The sequence below is a fragment of the Salinivibrio sp. IB872 genome, from assembly GCF_001995345.1.
In the GTDB taxonomy this organism is placed as follows: Bacteria; Pseudomonadota; Gammaproteobacteria; order Enterobacterales; family Vibrionaceae; genus Salinivibrio; species Salinivibrio proteolyticus.
Genome location: NZ_MUFO01000052.1, coordinates 1 through 17477 on the forward strand (window position 1 = coordinate 1; position 17477 = coordinate 17477).

At 51.2% G+C, this 17477-nt stretch carries 17 protein-coding genes; 7 read left to right on the forward strand and 10 right to left on the reverse strand.

Annotated features, from left to right (window positions below):
* Window positions 1-41: 41 nt before the first annotated feature.
* Window positions 42-1205 carry a DEAD/DEAH box helicase gene (locus BZJ18_RS15075; protein WP_077457978.1) on the reverse strand — a complete coding sequence of 388 codons (1164 nt, stop codon included), beginning with the start codon at window positions 1203-1205 and terminating at the stop codon, window positions 42-44.
* A gap of 259 nt (window positions 1206-1464) precedes the next feature.
* On the opposite strand from BZJ18_RS15075, the gene BZJ18_RS15080 reads away from it, so the two are divergent.
* Window positions 1465-1947, forward strand: a complete 483-nt coding sequence (locus tag BZJ18_RS15080) for a GrpB family protein (RefSeq protein ID WP_077458000.1) — start codon at window positions 1465-1467, stop codon at window positions 1945-1947.
* 185 nt (window positions 1948-2132) lie between these two features.
* Window positions 2133-2795: a Qnr family pentapeptide repeat protein gene (locus BZJ18_RS15085; RefSeq protein ID WP_077457980.1), complete on the forward strand. Its 663-nt coding sequence runs from the start codon at window positions 2133-2135 to the stop codon at window positions 2793-2795.
* A 3-nt stretch (window positions 2796-2798) separates the two neighbouring features.
* On the opposite strand, the gene BZJ18_RS15090 is transcribed toward BZJ18_RS15085, so the two are convergent.
* From BZJ18_RS15090 to cysP, 4 genes are read right to left on the reverse strand one after another with little or no spacing between them, the layout of a single operon-like run.
* A complete protein-coding gene (locus BZJ18_RS15090; protein ID WP_077457982.1) occupies window positions 2799-3926 on the reverse strand; it encodes a sulfate/molybdate ABC transporter ATP-binding protein in 1128 nt (375 codons plus the stop codon).
* A 3-nt stretch (window positions 3927-3929) separates the two neighbouring features.
* Window positions 3930-4838: a sulfate ABC transporter permease subunit CysW gene (cysW, locus tag BZJ18_RS15095; RefSeq protein WP_077457984.1), complete on the reverse strand. Its 909-nt coding sequence runs from the start codon at window positions 4836-4838 to the stop codon at window positions 3930-3932.
* A gap of 9 nt (window positions 4839-4847) precedes the next feature.
* A complete protein-coding gene (gene cysT / locus BZJ18_RS15100) occupies window positions 4848-5684 on the reverse strand; it encodes a sulfate ABC transporter permease subunit CysT (protein ID WP_077458002.1) in 837 nt (278 codons plus the stop codon).
* 53 nt (window positions 5685-5737) lie between these two features.
* The gene (gene cysP, locus BZJ18_RS15105) at window positions 5738-6742 is read right to left on the reverse strand and encodes a thiosulfate ABC transporter substrate-binding protein CysP (protein WP_077457986.1); all 1005 of its coding nucleotides are present in this window, start codon (window positions 6740-6742) and stop codon (window positions 5738-5740) included.
* A 245-nt stretch (window positions 6743-6987) separates the two neighbouring features.
* On the opposite strand from cysP, the gene cysM reads away from it, so the two are divergent.
* Entirely contained in the window at window positions 6988-7878 is an 891-nt protein-coding gene (gene cysM, locus BZJ18_RS15110; RefSeq protein WP_077458004.1) for a cysteine synthase CysM, read from the forward strand.
* A 70-nt stretch (window positions 7879-7948) separates the two neighbouring features.
* On the opposite strand, the gene BZJ18_RS15115 is transcribed toward cysM, so the two are convergent.
* Together BZJ18_RS15115 and BZJ18_RS15120 are read right to left on the reverse strand one after the other, a co-directional pair.
* Window positions 7949-9649: an FAD-dependent oxidoreductase gene (locus tag BZJ18_RS15115; protein WP_077457988.1), complete on the reverse strand. Its 1701-nt coding sequence runs from the start codon at window positions 9647-9649 to the stop codon at window positions 7949-7951.
* A 10-nt stretch (window positions 9650-9659) separates the two neighbouring features.
* Window positions 9660-9851 carry a YgaP family membrane protein gene (locus tag BZJ18_RS15120; RefSeq protein WP_046075776.1) on the reverse strand — a complete coding sequence of 64 codons (192 nt, stop codon included), beginning with the start codon at window positions 9849-9851 and terminating at the stop codon, window positions 9660-9662.
* A gap of 198 nt (window positions 9852-10049) precedes the next feature.
* On the opposite strand from BZJ18_RS15120, the gene BZJ18_RS15125 reads away from it, so the two are divergent.
* The 4 genes from BZJ18_RS15125 (at window position 10050) to BZJ18_RS15140 (ending at window position 15720) form a co-directional block, all read left to right on the forward strand.
* A complete protein-coding gene (locus BZJ18_RS15125; protein WP_240531976.1) occupies window positions 10050-10388 on the forward strand; it encodes an ArsR/SmtB family transcription factor in 339 nt (112 codons plus the stop codon).
* A 121-nt stretch (window positions 10389-10509) separates the two neighbouring features.
* Complete coding sequence (locus BZJ18_RS15130; protein ID WP_077457990.1) at window positions 10510-13818, forward strand: efflux RND transporter permease subunit; 3309 nt, start codon at window positions 10510-10512, stop codon at window positions 13816-13818.
* Window positions 13815-14870 (forward strand): efflux RND transporter periplasmic adaptor subunit, encoded by a 1056-nt coding sequence (locus BZJ18_RS15135; protein ID WP_077457992.1) that lies wholly within the window; start codon window positions 13815-13817, stop codon window positions 14868-14870. Before BZJ18_RS15130 ends, BZJ18_RS15135 begins: the two co-directional genes overlap by 4 nt.
* 64 nt (window positions 14871-14934) lie before the next feature.
* Window positions 14935-15720 (forward strand): substrate-binding periplasmic protein, encoded by a 786-nt coding sequence (locus tag BZJ18_RS15140; protein WP_077457994.1) that lies wholly within the window; start codon window positions 14935-14937, stop codon window positions 15718-15720.
* Between the two features lie 40 nt (window positions 15721-15760).
* On the opposite strand, the gene BZJ18_RS15145 is transcribed toward BZJ18_RS15140, so the two are convergent.
* The 3 genes from BZJ18_RS15145 to BZJ18_RS15155 form a co-directional block, all read right to left on the reverse strand.
* Window positions 15761-16213: a hypothetical protein gene (locus BZJ18_RS15145; protein WP_077457996.1), complete on the reverse strand. Its 453-nt coding sequence runs from the start codon at window positions 16211-16213 to the stop codon at window positions 15761-15763.
* A gap of 77 nt (window positions 16214-16290) precedes the next feature.
* A complete protein-coding gene (locus tag BZJ18_RS15150) occupies window positions 16291-17022 on the reverse strand; it encodes a substrate-binding periplasmic protein (RefSeq protein ID WP_077457998.1) in 732 nt (243 codons plus the stop codon).
* Window positions 17023-17049: 27 nt separating this feature from the next.
* A partial coding sequence (locus BZJ18_RS15155) for a methyl-accepting chemotaxis protein (RefSeq protein WP_241824990.1) occupies window positions 17050-17477 on the reverse strand: 428 nt, incomplete at its 5' end.

Consider the following 17477-nt stretch of genomic DNA (forward strand, 5'->3'; position numbering starts at 1 on the left):
GATATGAGCGTTTGGATAGTAGTGTTAATTATTCTATGATTCTATCTTGGTGCAGTCAGCGGCACTGGCTTTTTGGGCTCAAAGCCTTCGATGATGCGACGTTCAAGTGGGTGCCCGAGACGTGCTTCAATCATGCGCAAGTTTTTGGTGTTGTCTTTTGAGACCAATGAAATCGCTTCGCCTTGAGCACTGGCTCGGCCGGTACGGCCAATCCGGTGAACGTACTCGTCGGCTGGGAAGGGTAGATCGTAATTGACCACGCGCTCAAGCGACTCAATATCAATACCACGAGCGGCGACACCGGTCGCAATTAAAAATTGGATGTCACCGTTTTTAAAGTCTTCTAGCAATTGGGTCCGCACGGCTTGGCTGCGTCCACTGTGAAACGCTTCAGCGGCAATGCCCCGTTTTTCCAACTGGGTAGCGAGTTTGGCGGCGCCGTGTTTGGTTTCGATAAAAATTAGCGCCTGCGTCCAGCCATTCTCTTTAATTAAATGGCTAAGTAGTGCGGATTTCTTATCTTTATCGACTGGAATACACCACTGAGTAATGTTCTCTTTCGAGGCATCTCGTGCGGCAATGCTAATTTCTTTGCCTTCATCGCCAATGGCGGCTTTAGCTAGATCGCGCACTTTATTAGACAGCGTGGCCGAAAACAGTAAGCACTGCGTACTTGCCGGCAATCGATCTAGAATATTCTGAATCGCATCAATAAAGCCCATATCGAGCATGCGATCCGCTTCATCCAGCACCAGCACTTCCACCTCATCTAGATAGACGGCACGTTGGCTGAGTAAATCCCGTAGACGTCCCGGGGTGGCGACCAAAATGTCGACGCCGTCGATCAAGGCTTGCTTTTGTGCTTGCTCGTCCATGCCGCCCACCATCGCCAAGGTTTTTAGCTCAGTAAACTGGCAGTCTTGACGTGCGCTTTCGGCCACTTGCAGGGCGAGCTCACGAGTGGGGGCGATGACGAGTGCGCGAGCGCGTTTTTTGCGCCCAGCTTCACCGGCAGATAATTTATCGATGATAGGCCAGATAAAACTCGAGGTTTTTCCGGTGCCCGTTTGTGCCGCAGCAATCAGATCATGCCCTTGTTGGATGATCGGAATCGCTTTCGCTTGAATAGACGTTGGCGTGGTAAAGCCGCGTTGGGCAATGGCTTGGCAAAGCGGGGCGCTTAACCCTAGTTTTTTAAATGGCATAACAGACTCAGCAAACAAGAAGCGTGTGACTGTGTTACCGCCCAGACACACTGAATGGCGTGGAGTCTAGCACGAACCTTACAGTAGCACGACGCAAAATCTGTCGGCGGGTAGTTTCTTGGCTGTTTCGGTGACAAAAGCTCGCTTTATCAATATATTAAAGTTTTTACATCTCGAGAGGCTAGATGGTCACGGCAAAGAGTACGCTGGCCCTCCGCGGTATGATGCGTTTTCGAAAAGGATATCGAACACTGACATGATGAAGTTTTATGCTGCCGACCAATACCAACCTGCGTGCGAGCGATTATTCAATCAATGGCGAGTGGCTATCCAACACCAACTTCCTGAAGCGCGAGTCGAGCACATTGGCGCGTCGTCGATCCCTTCAGCAATATCGAAAGGCGATCTCGATATTTTTGTTGGTGTACCTGCCTTACAGCATGAAGAGGCTGTGGCGCGGCTAGTTGAGTTGGGCTTTCAAGAAAAGCAAGATACGTTACGGACGCCCGAGCTGTGTATGTTGGAATCCAAACAGGATGACGATGTTGCGTTGCAAGTGGTGGCCAATGGCTCTGAGTTCGAAGACTTTCTGACCTTTCGAGACACGCTGCGCGCTAACCCACAACTGGCTCACTCCTACAATGCGCTTAAACGCGCCTGTGAAGGGTTTGAGCAAGACGACTATCGGGAAAGAAAAGCGAGGTTTGTGGAGCAGGTGTTATCTTCGTCAGCCGGTCTGTAAGGCGAAAAACTTTTTTTATCGTCGCCGTGTTCTAACTGTGCTTCTTACGCTTTCTCTGAGGCTAGTTTACTCCTTTAAATCGGCAAAATAAGGGGGTTGTAAGGTCCTGATTGTGAAAGGTTTTATTTTCGTGATTTCAAAGGGTTATGTTGTTAGCCTAGCGGCGCATTGATTGAGGGAATGATATGAAGACACATAACCAGACATTTCACCAAGAGAACTTTTCTCACCAAGATCTCAGTGAGCTCGAATTTAAAGACTGTACCTTTATCCGTTGTGACTTTACCCGCGCTAACCTCCGCGATGTGACGTTCAAGCGTTGCAAATTTATCGAACAGGGTGATATCGAAGGGTGCCACTTTACCGCTGCTAACCTTCGTGATGCCAGTTTTCAGCAATGCCTATTGGCGATAGCCAATTTTAGTTTTGCCAATTGTTACGGCATTGAGATGAGAGAATGCGATCTGAAGGGCGCGAACTTTTCCCGCGCAAACTTTGCCAATCAAGTCAGCCATCGGGTGTACTTTTGCTCAGCGTTTATCACCGGTTGTAACTTGTCTTATGCCAACCTTGCGCAAGCGTGCTTAGAAAAGTGCGAACTGTTTGAAAACCGTTGGATTGAAACCAACCTCCTCAGTGCGTCATTAAAAGAAGCTGATCTGAGTGGTGGTGTTTTTTCGCCCGATGTATGGGGGCAGTTTAGTGTACAAGGTGCGAATTTATGTCACGCTGAGATTGATGGCCTCGACCCACGTAAAGTGGATCTGTCGGGCGTGAAAATCGCCGATTGGCAACAATCTCAGCTACTTGAAAGCTTAGGCCTGATTATTTTTCCGGATGCGCGCTAATGATTAAATATCATACACCAAGCTATCGGCCGTCAAAAATGGCCAATTAAGGCGGTGCGGCTCGGTGTCTGTGCCGTTGAAAAAGTATCCACGGTGCGGCATTGCATGCACGGTATCGCCCTTTTGATACGGTGCGGCTTGCCACGCGTGATGGGTTAGGGTGGCTTCCCATAGTTGTTCACTCTCCCAACCTTGTGGGGCGAGTGAAACCCGCACCTCGGCACCAACCGGGTTGATAGAGACCACCCGCATGGGCAGCGAGAGTTGGCTATTGGGCTTATCAGCCAGGGTTAACTCATGGCTGCGCACATACAAACTGCCTGACTGTTGGGTGTGCGTGTTTAGTGTGGGTTGAATAAAGGCATTGCCGTTTTGCCAGACGCCTTGTTGATAGGCGCCGGAAAAGACGTTCACGTTTCCTAAAAAATCAAACACAAAGCGACTTTTCGGCGCGGCATAAAGGTCGACCGGACTGTCGACTTGTTCAATTTGCCCATTACTCATCACCACCACGCGATCCGATAGCTCGAGTGCTTCGTCTTGGTCGTGAGTGACAAACACACTGGTAAAAGCCATTTCATCATGTAGTCGGCGTAACCATTGGCGCAACTCTTTGCGTACTTGTGCATCTAACGCACCGAACGGTTCGTCGAGCAATAAGATCTCCGGCTGGGTCGCCAACGCTCGCGCCAGTGCGATACGTTGCTTTTGTCCGCCCGATAATTGCTCGGGATGCCGTTGGCCCAGATGGCCTAACTGCACGACCTCAAGCAGTTGGTTCACCCGTTGCGTAATCGTGGCTGGGGAGGGGCGCTCGCGACGTGGCATCACTTGCAAGCCAAAGGCGATGTTCTCTGCCACCGTCATATGTTTGAACAAGGCGTAGTTTTGAAAAACAAACCCGACACGGCGATCCCGCACATGGACGCGGGTGACATCGCGCTCGCCAAATAGGATCTGGCCGCTGTTACTGCTTTCTAATCCGGCAATAATGCGCAATAACGTGGTTTTACCGGAGCCTGAGGGCCCAAGCAGTCCCATCATCTCGCCTTGCTCTATGGTAAGGGATAACGGCGATAACGCTTGGAACTGGCCAAAGTGTTTAGTGATGTTGTTCAGTTGAATACGCATGGCTTACGGCTCACTTTGGTTCGTTTGTAAGGTTAAGCGGGCAGGCGTTGACGCACTGCTTTCATCCATCGGCGCGGTACTGGCGTGTGCACGGTGTTGACGCCATTCCACCAAGGCTTTCAATGCCAAGGTAGCGAGTGCCATAAAGGCAAGTAATGACGCACAGGCGAAGGCTGCTTGAGTTTGGTAATCTTCGTAAAGAAGCTGTACCTGCAAAGGCAGGGTATTGGTTTGACCGCGAATGCTGCCTGACACCACAGCGACCGCACCAAACTCGCCGATGGCACGGGCATTAGTCAAAATGACCCCGTAGATGAGGGCCCACTTAATATTGGGCAAGGTGACACGGCGAAAAAGCTGCCACCATGATGCGCCTAACACCACGGCTGCTTCTTCTTCCGCTTGCCCTTGCTGCTGCATGAGCGGGATCAGCTCGCGGGCGACGAAAGGGCAGGTAACAAAAATAGTGACTAGCACAATGCCGGGTAGGGCAAACATCACTTGAAGATCATGCTCAAACAGCCACGCGCCTAGCCAGCCGTTACTGCCATAAAGCAGCAAATAGAGTAAGCCTGCGACCACGGGCGACACGGCAAACGGGATATCAATCAAGGTGGTGACCAGCTTTCGTCCCGGAAATTGGAAACGGGTGACCGCCCATGCCAACATCACACCAAATACGAGGTTAATGGGTACCGTGAGAACGGCCACCAACAACGTAAGGCCAATCGAGTGGCGAGTATCCGGTGCGAGTAAGTGTTGGAAATAACTTGTGATGCCATCGGCGAAGGCAATGAAAAAGATGCTCACCAGTGGCACAACCAATACCAGCGCCACGAGCAGCAGCATAAGCGCGATTAAACTGCGCCTGATCCATGGGGTATCACCGATTCTCACCGAGTTTGTGCTCATAAAGTGTCCTTACCGCCCGTGAATACGTTTTAGATAACGGCCTTGCCAAAGGTTAATGGCAAACAACAATGACAGGGATGCCATCAAGATCACCGAGGCAATGGCACTCGCCGCTGGGAAATCAAACTCTTGCAAGCGAACAAAGATCATCAGCGACGTGATCTCGCTGACGTAGGGCATATTGCCAGCAATAAAAATCACCGCACCGAATTCACCCAGACTGCGGGTAAATGATAAGGCCACACCCACTAACAACGCCGGTTTGATGGTCGGCAGAATAATCCGCCAAAACACCGCACCGTCACTTGCCCCGAGCACAGTGCCCGCTTCTTCTTCCTCTTGGGAGATCTCTTCCAACACGGGTTGGATGGTACGTACCACAAACGGCAAGCTGGTAAACATCATGGCAATCACGATCCCAAGCGGCGTGTAGGCAACTTGGATACCGACGTTGGCAAGCACACTGCCTATCCAGCCGTTATCGGCGTACAGGGTGGCGAGCGTGACGCCGGCAACGGCGGTGGGCAGAGCAAACGGCAAATCAACCAGCGCATCGACGAAGCGTTTGCCTGCAAAGTCGTATCGCACCAGCACCCACGCAAAGAGTAGGCCAATCACACCGTTTAATAATGAGGCAATCAGCGCCGCACCGGCCGTGACTTTATAACTGGCGACAATCCGTGGGTCAGTGATGGCAAACCAGTATTCTTGCCATGTCATTTGGCTGGTCTGCATGATAAAGCCGCTGGCCGGTAACAGCAGAATCAAGCTGATGAACAGCAAAGACACGCCTAAACTGWTGCCAAATCCGGGCAGCACGCGCTGCTGACGTGCTGCCCAAGGCATCGATTGGCGTTGATACGATAGCGATGGCATAGCGTCTCAATACCTAGAAAGAATTAACGGCGTTGCAGTTGGTCGAGTTTTCCGCCACTGGCAAAGTGCGTTTTCATGGCCTGGTCCCAACTCCCTGCGATAGATTCAACGGTCAGCAATTCGACTTCAGGGAAACGATCGGCATTGTCTTTGACCACGTCAGGGTGATGGACACGGTAGTTAAAATCGGCCAATAAACGCTGTGCTTTTTCGCTGTATAGGTAAGAAAGATACTCGGTTGCCAACTCAGTGGTGCCGTTGCGTTTGGCGTTACGCTCTACCACGGCAACGGGGAACTCAGCCAAAATCGAGGTTTTAGGCACCACAATATCGTACTTGTCGCTACCATATTGCTGGCGGATATTGTTGACTTCTGATTCAAAGGTGACCAGCACATCGCCAATGCCACGTTCAACAAATGAGGTGGTTGCGCCGCGGCCACCGGTATCAAACACCGCCACATTGGCGAGAAGCTGTTTCAAAAATTGGTCTTGTTGCTCGGTGTTGTCTTTTCCGAACGCCTTTTGCGCATAACCGAGTGCGGCAAGATAGGTATAACGCGCATTACCGGAGGTTTTTGGATTCGGGAAAACAGAAGCAACGTCGTCCTTGGCCAAATCATCCCAATTTTCAATATTCTTTGGGTTGCCCTTGCGCACCAAAAACGCGGTGGTGGAGTAGTACGGCGAGCTACTGTTGGGGAAATTCTCTTTCCAGTTTTTGTCGATCAACTTGCCGCGATCGTACAGGACCTGCACATCCGTGACTTGGTTGAAGGTGACAACATCCGCTTGCAGCCCCTGCATGATGGCGCGTGCCTGCGCCGAGGATCCACCATGCGACTGCTTAATGGTCACCGACTCTCCGGTTTTTTCTTGCCAGTGCGCCGCAAACAGCGGATTGTAATCAGCAAAAAGCTCCCGTGCGATGTCGTAAGATGAATTCAAGAGGGTTTGCTCGGCGGCAGATACCGGCGCCGCGCTGGTGGCAAGCAAGGCCGAAAGAGCCAGAGTTTTGAATACCTTCATTGTAAAAATCCTTGATGGCCGTTTGTTGCTGTTATCAGCAAAGAAAGTTGGGATAGGTCACAGAATAAAAGTAATCGAAGGGAATAAAAAATAGGTTAACTATAACCATTTTGTATATGTTAGTGAAAAAATGTCTGCGTGTCGCACATAGCCTCCTTGTAGGATATGTCGATAGACAGTGCCTTACGCGGTGTTGAAAGCACCCATTAGGCAGGCAATTCATGAACCATGCAGAGGTAAGCAACGTGGCTGATTTCCCCACGCTTGAAAATTATGTGGGTCAGACCCCTTTGGTGCGCTTGCAGCGCCTAGCCGCAGCGACAGGTAGCACTGTTTTGGTCAAACTCGAGGGCAATAACCCAGCCGGTTCGGTGAAAGACAGACCCGCACTTAATATGATCGTGCAAGCAGAAGCACGGGGAGATATCCAACCCGGCGATACCTTGATTGAAGCGACCAGTGGCAACACTGGGATCGCGCTGGCGATGGCAGCGGCGATTAAAGGCTATCGACTGATTTTAATCATGCCTGAAAACGCCACACAGGAGCGCAAAGATGCCATGCGAGCCTATGGCAGTGAGCTTATCCTCGTCTCTCAAGCGGCGGGGATGGAAGGCGCACGCGATTTAGCTTTATCCATGCAGGCACAGGGTAAGGGCAAAGTGTTGGATCAGTTTAATAACCCGGATAACTGGCAGGCGCACTTAACGGGTACGGGCCCAGAAATTTGGCAACAAAGCCAGCAACAAATCACCCACTTTATCGCCAGCATGGGCACCACAGGCACCATTGTGGGAACGTCAAAGTACCTAAAAACGCAAAACCCCACGATTAAAACCATTGGCTTACAGCCTACCGAAGGGAGTGCGATCCCTGGTATTCGGCGCTGGCCGGCTGAGTATTTACCTGGCATTTATACCGACGAGCATATCGACGAGGTGATGGACATTTCTGAGCAAGATGCGAAAGAGACTGCGCGCGCCCTCGCCAGAGAAGAGGGTATATGTGCAGGTGTTAGCTCGGGTGGTGCGGTGTTTGCGGCCCTGCAAGTCGCGAAAGCCGAACCCGGCTCTGTGGTGGTGGCCATTGTTTGCGATCGCGGCGACCGTTATTTGTCGTCGGGACTGTTTTCGTAAACGCTGATCAGCAGGTATAAAAAAGGTGACCCAAGTCGGGTCACCCAGTTTGATGTGAGCAGTGAGCGCATTACGCCTTGGCAAACTTGTAGGTGCGATAGCCACCAATTAAGTTGCGGGCTTTAAAGCCATGATTGACCAGTTGGCGATAGGCGACATTGCCTCTGAGTCCGACTTGGCAGTACACCACAACTTCTTTGTCTTTCGGTAGTTCATCGATGCGTCCACGCAGTTCGTCGACCGGAATGTGCACATCGCCCTCAATCAATTGACCGTTTTCGCGCTCGGGTGCATTGCGCACATCAAGTAGCACTTGATCGTCGGTGAGGTTGTCTACCTCATCAAAGTGGATCGGCGTTGCGTCACCTTTAAGAATATTGGTGGCCACAAACGCCGCTTGGTTAATCACATCTTTGGCACTGCCATACGGCGGCGCGTAGGTGAGCTCGAGATGTTGGAGCTGCTCAACGGTCATGCCAGCACGTTGTGCCACGGCCATGACATCAATGCGTTTATCAATGCCATCTTTACCCACGGCTTGGGCGCCTAAAATCGCGCCCGTATACGGGGCAAACAGCAGCTTAAATGAGACAATCTCTGCGCCGGGATAGTAACCCGCATGACTGGCGGCGTGAACATAGACCTTTTGGTAGTCGATGTCAGCGTGCTTGAGTTGTTTCTCGTTTTGGCCCACTGAGGCGATCGCAAGATCGAATACTTTACAGATAGCGGTGCCTTGGGTGCCGAGATAATGCTCAGTACTTCCTAGCATGTTGTCAGCGGCCATGCGTCCTTGACGGTTCGCCGGACCCGCCAGTGGCACTAACGTTGGTTTATGGGTCACAAAGTCAATCTCTTCCACTGCATCGCCGACCGCGTAAATATCGGGATCTTGGGTTTGTAGAGTACTGTTGACTACAATTCCGCCTTTTTCACCAATGGCAAGCCCCGCTTGTTGCGCCAGCGTGACTTCAGGCTTAACGCCAACCGCCATAATCAAGAGTTCGGTATCCAGTTTGTCGCCATTATTGAGTGTCAGACGTAAAGCGCCTTCTAGGTGTTGCGGCTCACTAGGCTCGCCGGCATCATCACTGGCGACATGCGTGGTAGGAATAAACTCGGCGGACTCCAGCGCGGTGCTTAAACGTAAGTCGACCTCTTGGTCGCGAATGGTTTGATGGACAAACCCCGCCATTTCGCGGTCGACGGGCGTCATCACCTGATCGGCCATTTCCAACAGGGTGGTTTTAATCCCGCGTTGATGCAGCGCTTCCATCATCTCAAGACCAATAAAGCCCCCGCCGACGACAGTCGCATGACTGGGATTATTCATATCAATGGTATGCAAAATCGCATCCATGTCTGGAATATTGCGGAGCGAGTGGGTTAGCGGGTTATCTAAGCCAGGAATAGGCGGCATGATGGGGGCCGCACCTGGGCTTAATAGCAACTTGTCGTAGCTTTCTTGATAGTCGCTGCCATCGGCACGGGTGACGGTGACGGTTTTGGCCTCGCGGTTAATCGCAGTGACCGTGCTGTTGATGCGCACGTCCACATTAAAGCGGGCGCGGAAACTGTCTGGGGTTTGCAGCAAGAGTTTACTGCGGTCGGTAATGTCACCGCCAATATGATAAGGCAAACCACAGTTCGCGAACGAGACGTAAGGGCCCCGCTCGAACATGATGATTTCGGCTTCTTCACTTAAACGACGGGCGCGAGCGGCGGCAGAAGCGCCACCGGCGACGCCGCCAATAATCACGATTTTGGTCATTATGACTCCATTAAGCGTTGCTGAGTCCAAGTTTTTTCAGGAAAAAGGCAGCCGGACAAATCCCTGTAAACGCACTTTGGATCAGGTTTACGCCAACGAAGACGGTTAGCCAAACAAATTGGCTGTGAACTGTGAGGGTAAGCACGACAGAAAGTAGCACCATCATGCCAGCGATTACGCGTACGCCATTATCAATTGTCATAGCAAGACTCCTTTGCATCCTCTATACGATTACCCGACAGACCGAACCGCTTTGGCTCGAACGCCTTAAGTGTTTGTCGGCACTCGGATCACTCTAGAAGTTATATTTAGAAAAGTCTAATAATAATTTATCTAAATTAGAATTGACTAAATAAAATGCCGCGCTAAGCTATGAGTATTGGCGAAAAAGGAGTGGGTGATGGCAGAGTCAACGGTGCCGTTTGAGGCAGAAAGCGTACCGGATATGGACATCAGTGCCATGCGAGAGCAAGCGTCTCTCGTGGCGACCATGTTGAAAGTGATGGCCCACCCTGAGCGATTAATTGTGCTATGCCAGCTTTTGGCGGGAGAGATGTCGGTGGGGCAATTGCTGCAAGGGTCGCGCCTAAGTCAGTCCGCGTTTTCTCAGCACCTTAGCGTGCTTAAGCGGCATCAACTGGTCAAGGTACGTAAGTCATCGCAGCAGGTGTTTTATCAGCTCAATGACCCCCACGTCGCGGCGATTATCGCTACCTTACAGCGGCTTTATTGTGCCTGATGTGTCTGAATCTGAGAGATCAGCACATATTCATCGCCAGTCAATGCGCTAAGTTAATTAACATTCAGCGTTTTTACCTATCGTTTTCTTGTCGTTACTGTCATCAGCCAAAGGATCGAATATGCGAGATGCTCAGCCACAAGGTCAGCTGATCACCCGAGTGATGAACAGCTTCTTCCCGCCCATTCTCATTGTGCTCGCGCTGTTGGTGGGCGCGGCGGCACTGTGGCTCACTCCCAAAGAAGAAGATCCGCAAATCGTGGTGCCAATGGCGGATGTGGTGGTGCAAGCGCCCGGTTTGAGTGCCCCGCAAGTGGCAAAGCAGGTGACGCAGCCTCTGGAGAAAAAAGTCAGCCAAATTGATGGGGTGGAGTATGTGTATTCCACCACGCAAGCAGGATCTGCGTTGGTCACGGTGCGCTTTTACGTTGGCGAAGATCGCGAGTCTGCCTTGGTGAAGCTGTATAACAAGCTTTATGCCAATCAAGATGCGATCCCAGCCGCGGTGAGCGAGTGGGCGATAAAGCCGGTAGAAATTGATGATGTACCGATTGTGATTGCGGCGCTGCTTAGCGACAACCCTGATCAGCTCGACCATTATGCACTGCGACGCATTGCCGAGCAGGCGAACTTGGATCTTAAAGCCCTTCCCGAAACCAATGCGGTGAAGGTAGTGGGTGGGGCGCCGCGTCAGGTGTTGGTCACGCTTGACCCTGCCGCCATGGCTAGCTATCAGATCAGTGTGTCTGATCTCACCAATGCCTTTTCGTTGAGCCATCAAAAGCGTGATATTGGCGATATTCAGCATCAGGGTGAGCGCTATTTATTAAAAACCGGCCAATGGTATCAAAGCCTTGAGGACATCCGCCATTTAGTGGTGGCGGTGGTGAATGGCAAACCTGTGTATCTGCAGGATGTGGCCGAGTTATCGGACGGTGCGCAAGAGCCCACCACAGATACGTGGATCCAATCGACCGATGATAGCCAGCCGCATCCAGCGGTGTTTCTCTCGGTGGCAAAGCAAAAAGGCGCCAACGCGGTCAGCGTGGCTGAGGATGTCACCGCCACGCTCAATCATTTGGTCGCTACGCAGTTTCCCGAGGGCGTGAGCGTCGAGATCATTCGCAATTACGGCCAAACCGCTGATGCCAAAGTGAAAAATTTGGTGTCCAGCCTCGGTATTGCGGTGCTCACCGTGGTGGTCTTTGTCGGCTTGTTTTTAAACTGGCGAAGTGCCTTAGTGGTGGCGATTGCGATCCCAATCAGTTATGGCGCGGCATTAGGGCTGGATTTAGCCTTTGGCTACTCGATTAACCGCGTCACCTTGTTTGCGTTGATCTTGGCGTTGGGGCTGATTGTTGATGATCCGATTGCCAGTATCGACAACATTGAACGGCACCTGACCCATGATAACAAGCCGCGTGGCCGCACGATTGTGCTGGCGATGCTAGAAATCAAGCGCGCATTGATTATGTCGACCGTGGCGATTGTGATTGTGTTCACCCCGATGTTTTTTATCACCGGCATGATGGGGCCATACATGGCACCGCTGGCATTCAATGTGCCGGTCAGTGTAGTGATCAGTACCTTGGTGGCGTTTTTAGTCACCCCTTGGCTTGCTAAAAAAATTGTCCGTGCTTCCAATAAAGGCGATGACTATCGCATTGAGACCACGTCGCTGTACCGTGGCTATCGGCGCGTGTTGCTGCCATTGCTAGAAAACAATCGTCGCGCCAAAGCGTTTTTATGGATGGTGGGCGTGTTGTTTGTCATCGCCGCTCTGCTGCCTGCTTTGCGCCTCGTGCCGCTTAAGCTGTTGCCGTATGACAATAAAAACGAGTTTCAGGTGGTACTGGATTTACCGGAAACCGCTAATCATGTCGATACCTCCAATGCGCTGCGAGAGATGAACCGTTACCTACAAACGCAAGCCGAGGTGGTGTCGGTATCCGGCTTTGCCGGGCTCGCCTCACCGATGGATTTTAATGGCATGGTGCGCCATTACTTTACTCGCCATGCGCCTTACCAAGGTGAACTGCGGGTGGTGCTGGTGGATAAGCACCGGCGCACGTTGCAATCACATGGCTTGGTCACGCGGATGCGTGATGAATTAGAAGCCATCGCAGCAAAATATGATGCCGAGGTGCAATTAGTGGAGATGCCACCGGGTCCGCCTGTGCTGGCAACCATTGTCGCGGAAGTGTATGGCTCGCCAAGCACGCCGTATTCAACCCTACAAGCGCAGGCGACTCAGGTGGCCGAGCGATTAAAGCGTGAAGCCTTGGTGTCAGAAGTGAGCACCAGTGTTCAAGGGCCTCTATCGAGCTGGCAGTTTGAAGTGGACCAAGAAAAAGCCGCCTTGTCTGGCATTGCGGTAGCCGATATTAACCAAGTCCTCAGAGCCGCGAACCAAGGGGTCACGCTGGCCCATTTAGCCGATGCCGATGAAATGGATCCCTTGCCCGTGAGGCTGCAACTTGCGCCAGATGCCCGTGATCAGCTTGATGCGCTGCTCGCACTGCACGTACGTGGTCGGGCTGGAGTGGCTAAGCAATCGGTACGAGGTGCCTTGCTTGATGCGCCGCAACCGCTGGTCGCGTTGAGTGAGCTCGGCCATTTTACGCGCCAGCCCGTTGACCAGCCTATCTATCATAAGAATTTACGCCCCGTCGTGTATGTGTATGCCGAACCCACTGGACGGGTGCCGGGCGAAGTGGTCGCCGATGTGATGGCCGATTTTAATCAACCAGAGTCGGACAGCGCTCGCCCGCTATCAGCGCGTAGTTATTTGGATAATGGCGCGGGTGATGGCTGGCAGGTGCGTGACGGTATCGAGGTGGTATGGAGTGGTGAAGGCGAGTGGAAGATCACCATTGATGTTTTCCGCGATCTGGGGATTGCCTATGGCGCGGCGCTGCTGGGTGTCTTTATTGTGATGCTGATACAAACCGGGCTACCGGCGGTGTCGGGCATTATTATGCTTGCGATCCCACTGACTGTAATTGGCATTATGCCGGGCTTTTGGTTACTCAATGGCTTAAGCGGTGAGATCAATGGCTACCCAAATCCGGCGCTGTTCACCGCCACCGCGATGATTGGCATGATTGCACTGGCGGGGATTGTAGTGCGCAACTCATTGGTATTGATTGAATTTATTCAACAGTCACTCGCTCAAGGTATGGCGCTGAGTGACGCCTTAGTACAAGCGGGCGCAGTGCGAATGCGGCCCATTTTGCTGACCGCCGGCACCACCTTATTGGGGAATGTGATTATCACTCTCGACCCGATTTTTAATGGGTTAGCTTGGGCGATTATTTTCGGTATTGCCGCGTCTACCGTGTTTACCTTGCTGGTTGTGCCTGTGGTGTACAACCTCGCGTATCAAAATCATCCCACCCACGGCCTATCAGTAGAAGGAGAGAATGCATGAGGGCAAAAAAAGGTGTACTCGCACTGGTGCTAGGCACTGGGCTATTAACCCTGTTTTTGGTAATGGCTGGGGTGTTTACCGCGAACGTGGCGCCCGTCTCAACACCGACTGAGACACCGAATGATGTTGAGACACTGACGCTCAAAGCGGTCGAACAGCCACAAACCCGCGTTTTTTCCGGCCAGTTGGAGGCCAGGCAGACGGCAACCTTAGCGGCGCGAATGACCGCAACCGTCGCGGAGGTGCTGGTTGATGTCGGCGACCGCGTTGAGCAAGGGGATGTGTTGCTGCGTTTGGATAATGCCGATCTCAGTGCCAAAGTCCGCCAAGTGCAACAAGCCTTGGCCTCGGCGCAATCGCAACTCAACACTGCGCGCAGTGACTACCGCCGCATGGAGACCTTGTTGGCGAAAAAGCTGGTGCCTCAATCTCAATTCGATGAGGCGGAGAATCGCTTAAAAACCGCGCAGTCTGAGTATCGTCGTGCCCTTGCTGCAGTGGATGAAGCTGAAACCCAATTTGGCTTTAGTCTGGTGCGCGCGCCATTTTCGGGGTTGATGACAGATAAAATCATCAACCAAGGGGATACGGCGACACCGGGCGCGGCGCTGCTATCCCTGTACAATCCTGAAAGCATTGAAGCGACGGTCAATGTGGCGGAATCTGCGTTACCCTTTGTCGACATCGGTCAATCATTAACGGTTACGCTCCCCACCTATAATAAAACCCTCTCGGGCGTGGTGCGCACCGTGACACCGGCCGCCGATGCCACGTCACGCAGTTATCGTGTTGTAGTGACACTGCCAAACACGGAGATGAGTGATACTTTGCTACCGGGTATGTTTGCAAAAGTGACCGTGTCACAAAAGGCTGAGCCAGTGCTTTATCTACCGAGCAATGCGTATTATCAAATTGGACAACTTAACTATGTGAAGGTGCTCGATGCGGGTGAGGCCAAGACTCGGCTTGTATCGCTGACACAGCAAGGGCGCGTACGTAAGGGGTTAAAGCCTGGTGAAGTGATCATTATAAATCCGAAAAAAAATAAGTGATTCAGATCGCGTTCTCGCAGATATTATCAATACTTAAGGTGAGTTTTCCTAATAGGAGTTCACTATGAAAATAGCGATACGTTCTGTAGCCGGCCTCGCTGCGACAGCCCTTACTGGTGCTGCGCTGCTATCTTCACCAGCCCTCGCGTTAGACACATCATCACTTAAAGCCTGTGGGGATGGCGCTGGCTGGCCCCCCTATACCTTTGAAAAGGGCGGACAAGTTCAGGGTTATGATGTCGATGTATTAAATGCGATCTTTGCGAGTCGAGGCGTGGATGTCAGTGTAGAAATGCCCCCTTGGAAACGCTGTGTACTGCGAACGAAAGCCGGTAATTATGACATTGCCTTGAGTGCGTCGTTTAACGAAGAGCGCGATCGAGACTTCTTACTTACAGAATACTATTACACCTTACAACCCAGCTATATCTATTCAACGACTCAATATCCAAATGGTTTACAAGTCAATTCAGTCCAAGACTTGGATAACCTCCGTATGTGTGGGTTGTTGGGTTATAACTACACAGGTTTTGGTGTCGATGACAGTAAAGTAAGAAAGTCGGCAAAAAGCTTCGAGCAGTTAGTGCAAAAAACGGACGCCGGGCGCTGTGACGTATTCTTGGCGCGTTACGAAATCTTAGCTGGGTTTAAAGTCGCCCAAGGGATTGACTATTTGGCGGATAACATGAAAGCAGTCGCTGTACCGGGTAATAGCGGGGATAAGTTTTATATGATGATTTCTCGCGAACACCCTGAAGCCAATGAAATAAAAGCCACGCTAGACGCTGGATTCAAAGAAATGCGTGAAGCCGGCCAACTGCAAGCAATGTTGGATGAGTACCTCAATTAATATATTTTATGGGATTACCAATCGTTATTGAGCGCTACGCTTATCCAAGATAAAAAAAGAGGTGTGTGCATCTCTTTTTTTGATTTGTTCGATACTGTTCCGGCCGAGCGCGGAAATCGAGCCCTATGGCTGCTTCATTTCCCTTTAGTGGGTAGACATGGCTAATCACATCATTAGGTGAAAGCCCAACGTTTCTGACATAACTGGCTTTGGTGAGGAGTTTACCGGCAACGTCGGCCCAACTTGCCATGGCGAATTCGGGATCAATCGCGACAACGGTTGCAAGGCTATCGGTGAGATAGGTATCTCTAAATATCGCTGCTTCAATTTTAGAGCGAATTAACGCGGCCTTTCGATTGATGTCTTCTTTCTCCTCTTTAATCACTTGTTCAATGATATAATTATGCGTGCTGACAACGGCTAGTCCAGCAAGTAGAGTAAAGCCTAATGTAAACACTAAAAACCATCGATTGAACTGTCGCTGAAAAAGCATCGCACACCCTATAGAACAAAAAAAAGAAGGGGCTGGTGCATCCCTTCTTTTAGTTTATCCAAGACTTTTATTTTCGATCACTTAATGCCATATTTTTCAACAATTTTATCGAATGTCCCGTTGGCTTTTATTGCTTCTAGCCCTTTGTTATAGGCATTAATAAATAGATCACCGTCTGGATTCGCTTTACCGGAGGTGACGTGAAGCGGTTTCGATGAGAGGGGCTTATTCGTAAACGCAAACGCATTTGCGTCCATACCTTCTTCTTTCATCACGGACAGCGCGACAACCTTGTCTTCTAAGGTGAGATCGATACGATTAGCGAGTAATTTCTTCAAATTTGTGACTAAGTTATTCGCTTCTGGCTTATCAAAACTGTCTGAGGCGAGAAACGCATCGCCATACCCATAGTCGCGGATGATACCAACCGTTTTTCCGTCTAGCCCACTAAGGTCGGAAAACTGGAAGCTGTCACCGGCGCGCTTGATAAATGTCAGCTCATTGGTGAGATAAGAATCGCTGTAGTGTAAAAAATCAGTGCGAGCTTCGGTGTACCAAGTGGCCGGCAGCAAATCGATGGTGCCTTTACTCACCGAATCGAGTGCGCGGGCCCAAGGCATAATTTTGAACTCAACGTCATAGCCTTGCGTTTTCATCGCTTCTGTTAATAGCTCAACCGAGATACCGGGCATGGAGGCATCGGTTGTCACAAACGGCGGCCAAGGGTCTTGGGCGGCGGTTAATGTGCGCGCCATTACCCCTGGTGCCATCAAAAGAAACAGTAAGCCAACTGTAAATATCTTTTTCATTGTCGCTCCTTGTGATGTACCAGATTGTTATGTTTTAAATTTACCCATCTGTCCTTTAATGTTTTCACTCAGCTCCAGCACTTTGTCTGTTCGAGCTGCGTTTTCTTGTGCGCCTTCGGTCACATAATTCGTGGCGTCTGACGCTTCGTTGATCGCTTGACTGACTTCATCAATGGCTTGACGTTGTTCGTCAGTTGCTTGCGAGATTTGTCCACTACGCTCGGAAATATCGGTGATAGTTTCGCGCACTTGGCTGACCGACTCTTGTGACTCAGAGACGCGACCCGCAGTGCTTTCTAGGATGCTACCGATACGTTTGATCTCTTTCTCCACTGACTCAGTCGCTTCGCTCAATGATTTGATGTTGGATTGAATTTGCTCGGTCGATTCGCTGGTCTTAACCGAGAGACTACGCACTTCATCGGCAACCACCGCGAAACCGCGACCTTGCTCGC

What these genes read in the sequence shown, in the direction of transcription:
- BZJ18_RS15085 (WP_077457980.1), top strand. Translation starts at nt 2,133, where the DNA reads ATGAAGACACATAACCAGACATTTCACCAAGAGAACTTTTCTCACCAA.
- BZJ18_RS15120 (WP_046075776.1), bottom strand. Translation starts at nt 9,851, where the DNA reads ATGACAATTGATAATGGCGTACGCGTAATCGCTGGCATGATGGTGCTA.
- BZJ18_RS15140 (WP_077457994.1), top strand. Translation starts at nt 14,935, where the DNA reads ATGAAAATAGCGATACGTTCTGTAGCCGGCCTCGCTGCGACAGCCCTT.
- cysW (WP_077457984.1), bottom strand. Translation starts at nt 4,838, where the DNA reads ATGAGCACAAACTCGGTGAGAATCGGTGATACCCCATGGATCAGGCGC.
- BZJ18_RS15125 (WP_240531976.1), top strand. Translation starts at nt 10,050, where the DNA reads ATGGCAGAGTCAACGGTGCCGTTTGAGGCAGAAAGCGTACCGGATATG.
- cysP (WP_077457986.1), bottom strand. Translation starts at nt 6,742, where the DNA reads ATGAAGGTATTCAAAACTCTGGCTCTTTCGGCCTTGCTTGCCACCAGC.
- BZJ18_RS15145 (WP_077457996.1), bottom strand. Translation starts at nt 16,213, where the DNA reads ATGCTTTTTCAGCGACAGTTCAATCGATGGTTTTTAGTGTTTACATTA.
- BZJ18_RS15080 (WP_077458000.1), top strand. Translation starts at nt 1,465, where the DNA reads ATGAAGTTTTATGCTGCCGACCAATACCAACCTGCGTGCGAGCGATTA.
- BZJ18_RS15115 (WP_077457988.1), bottom strand. Translation starts at nt 9,649, where the DNA reads ATGACCAAAATCGTGATTATTGGCGGCGTCGCCGGTGGCGCTTCTGCC.
- BZJ18_RS15075 (WP_077457978.1), bottom strand. Translation starts at nt 1,205, where the DNA reads ATGCCATTTAAAAAACTAGGGTTAAGCGCCCCGCTTTGCCAAGCCATT.
- BZJ18_RS15090 (WP_077457982.1), bottom strand. Translation starts at nt 3,926, where the DNA reads ATGCGTATTCAACTGAACAACATCACTAAACACTTTGGCCAGTTCCAA.
- BZJ18_RS15135 (WP_077457992.1), top strand. Translation starts at nt 13,815, where the DNA reads ATGAGGGCAAAAAAAGGTGTACTCGCACTGGTGCTAGGCACTGGGCTA.
- BZJ18_RS15150 (WP_077457998.1), bottom strand. Translation starts at nt 17,022, where the DNA reads ATGAAAAAGATATTTACAGTTGGCTTACTGTTTCTTTTGATGGCACCA.
- BZJ18_RS15130 (WP_077457990.1), top strand. Translation starts at nt 10,510, where the DNA reads ATGCGAGATGCTCAGCCACAAGGTCAGCTGATCACCCGAGTGATGAAC.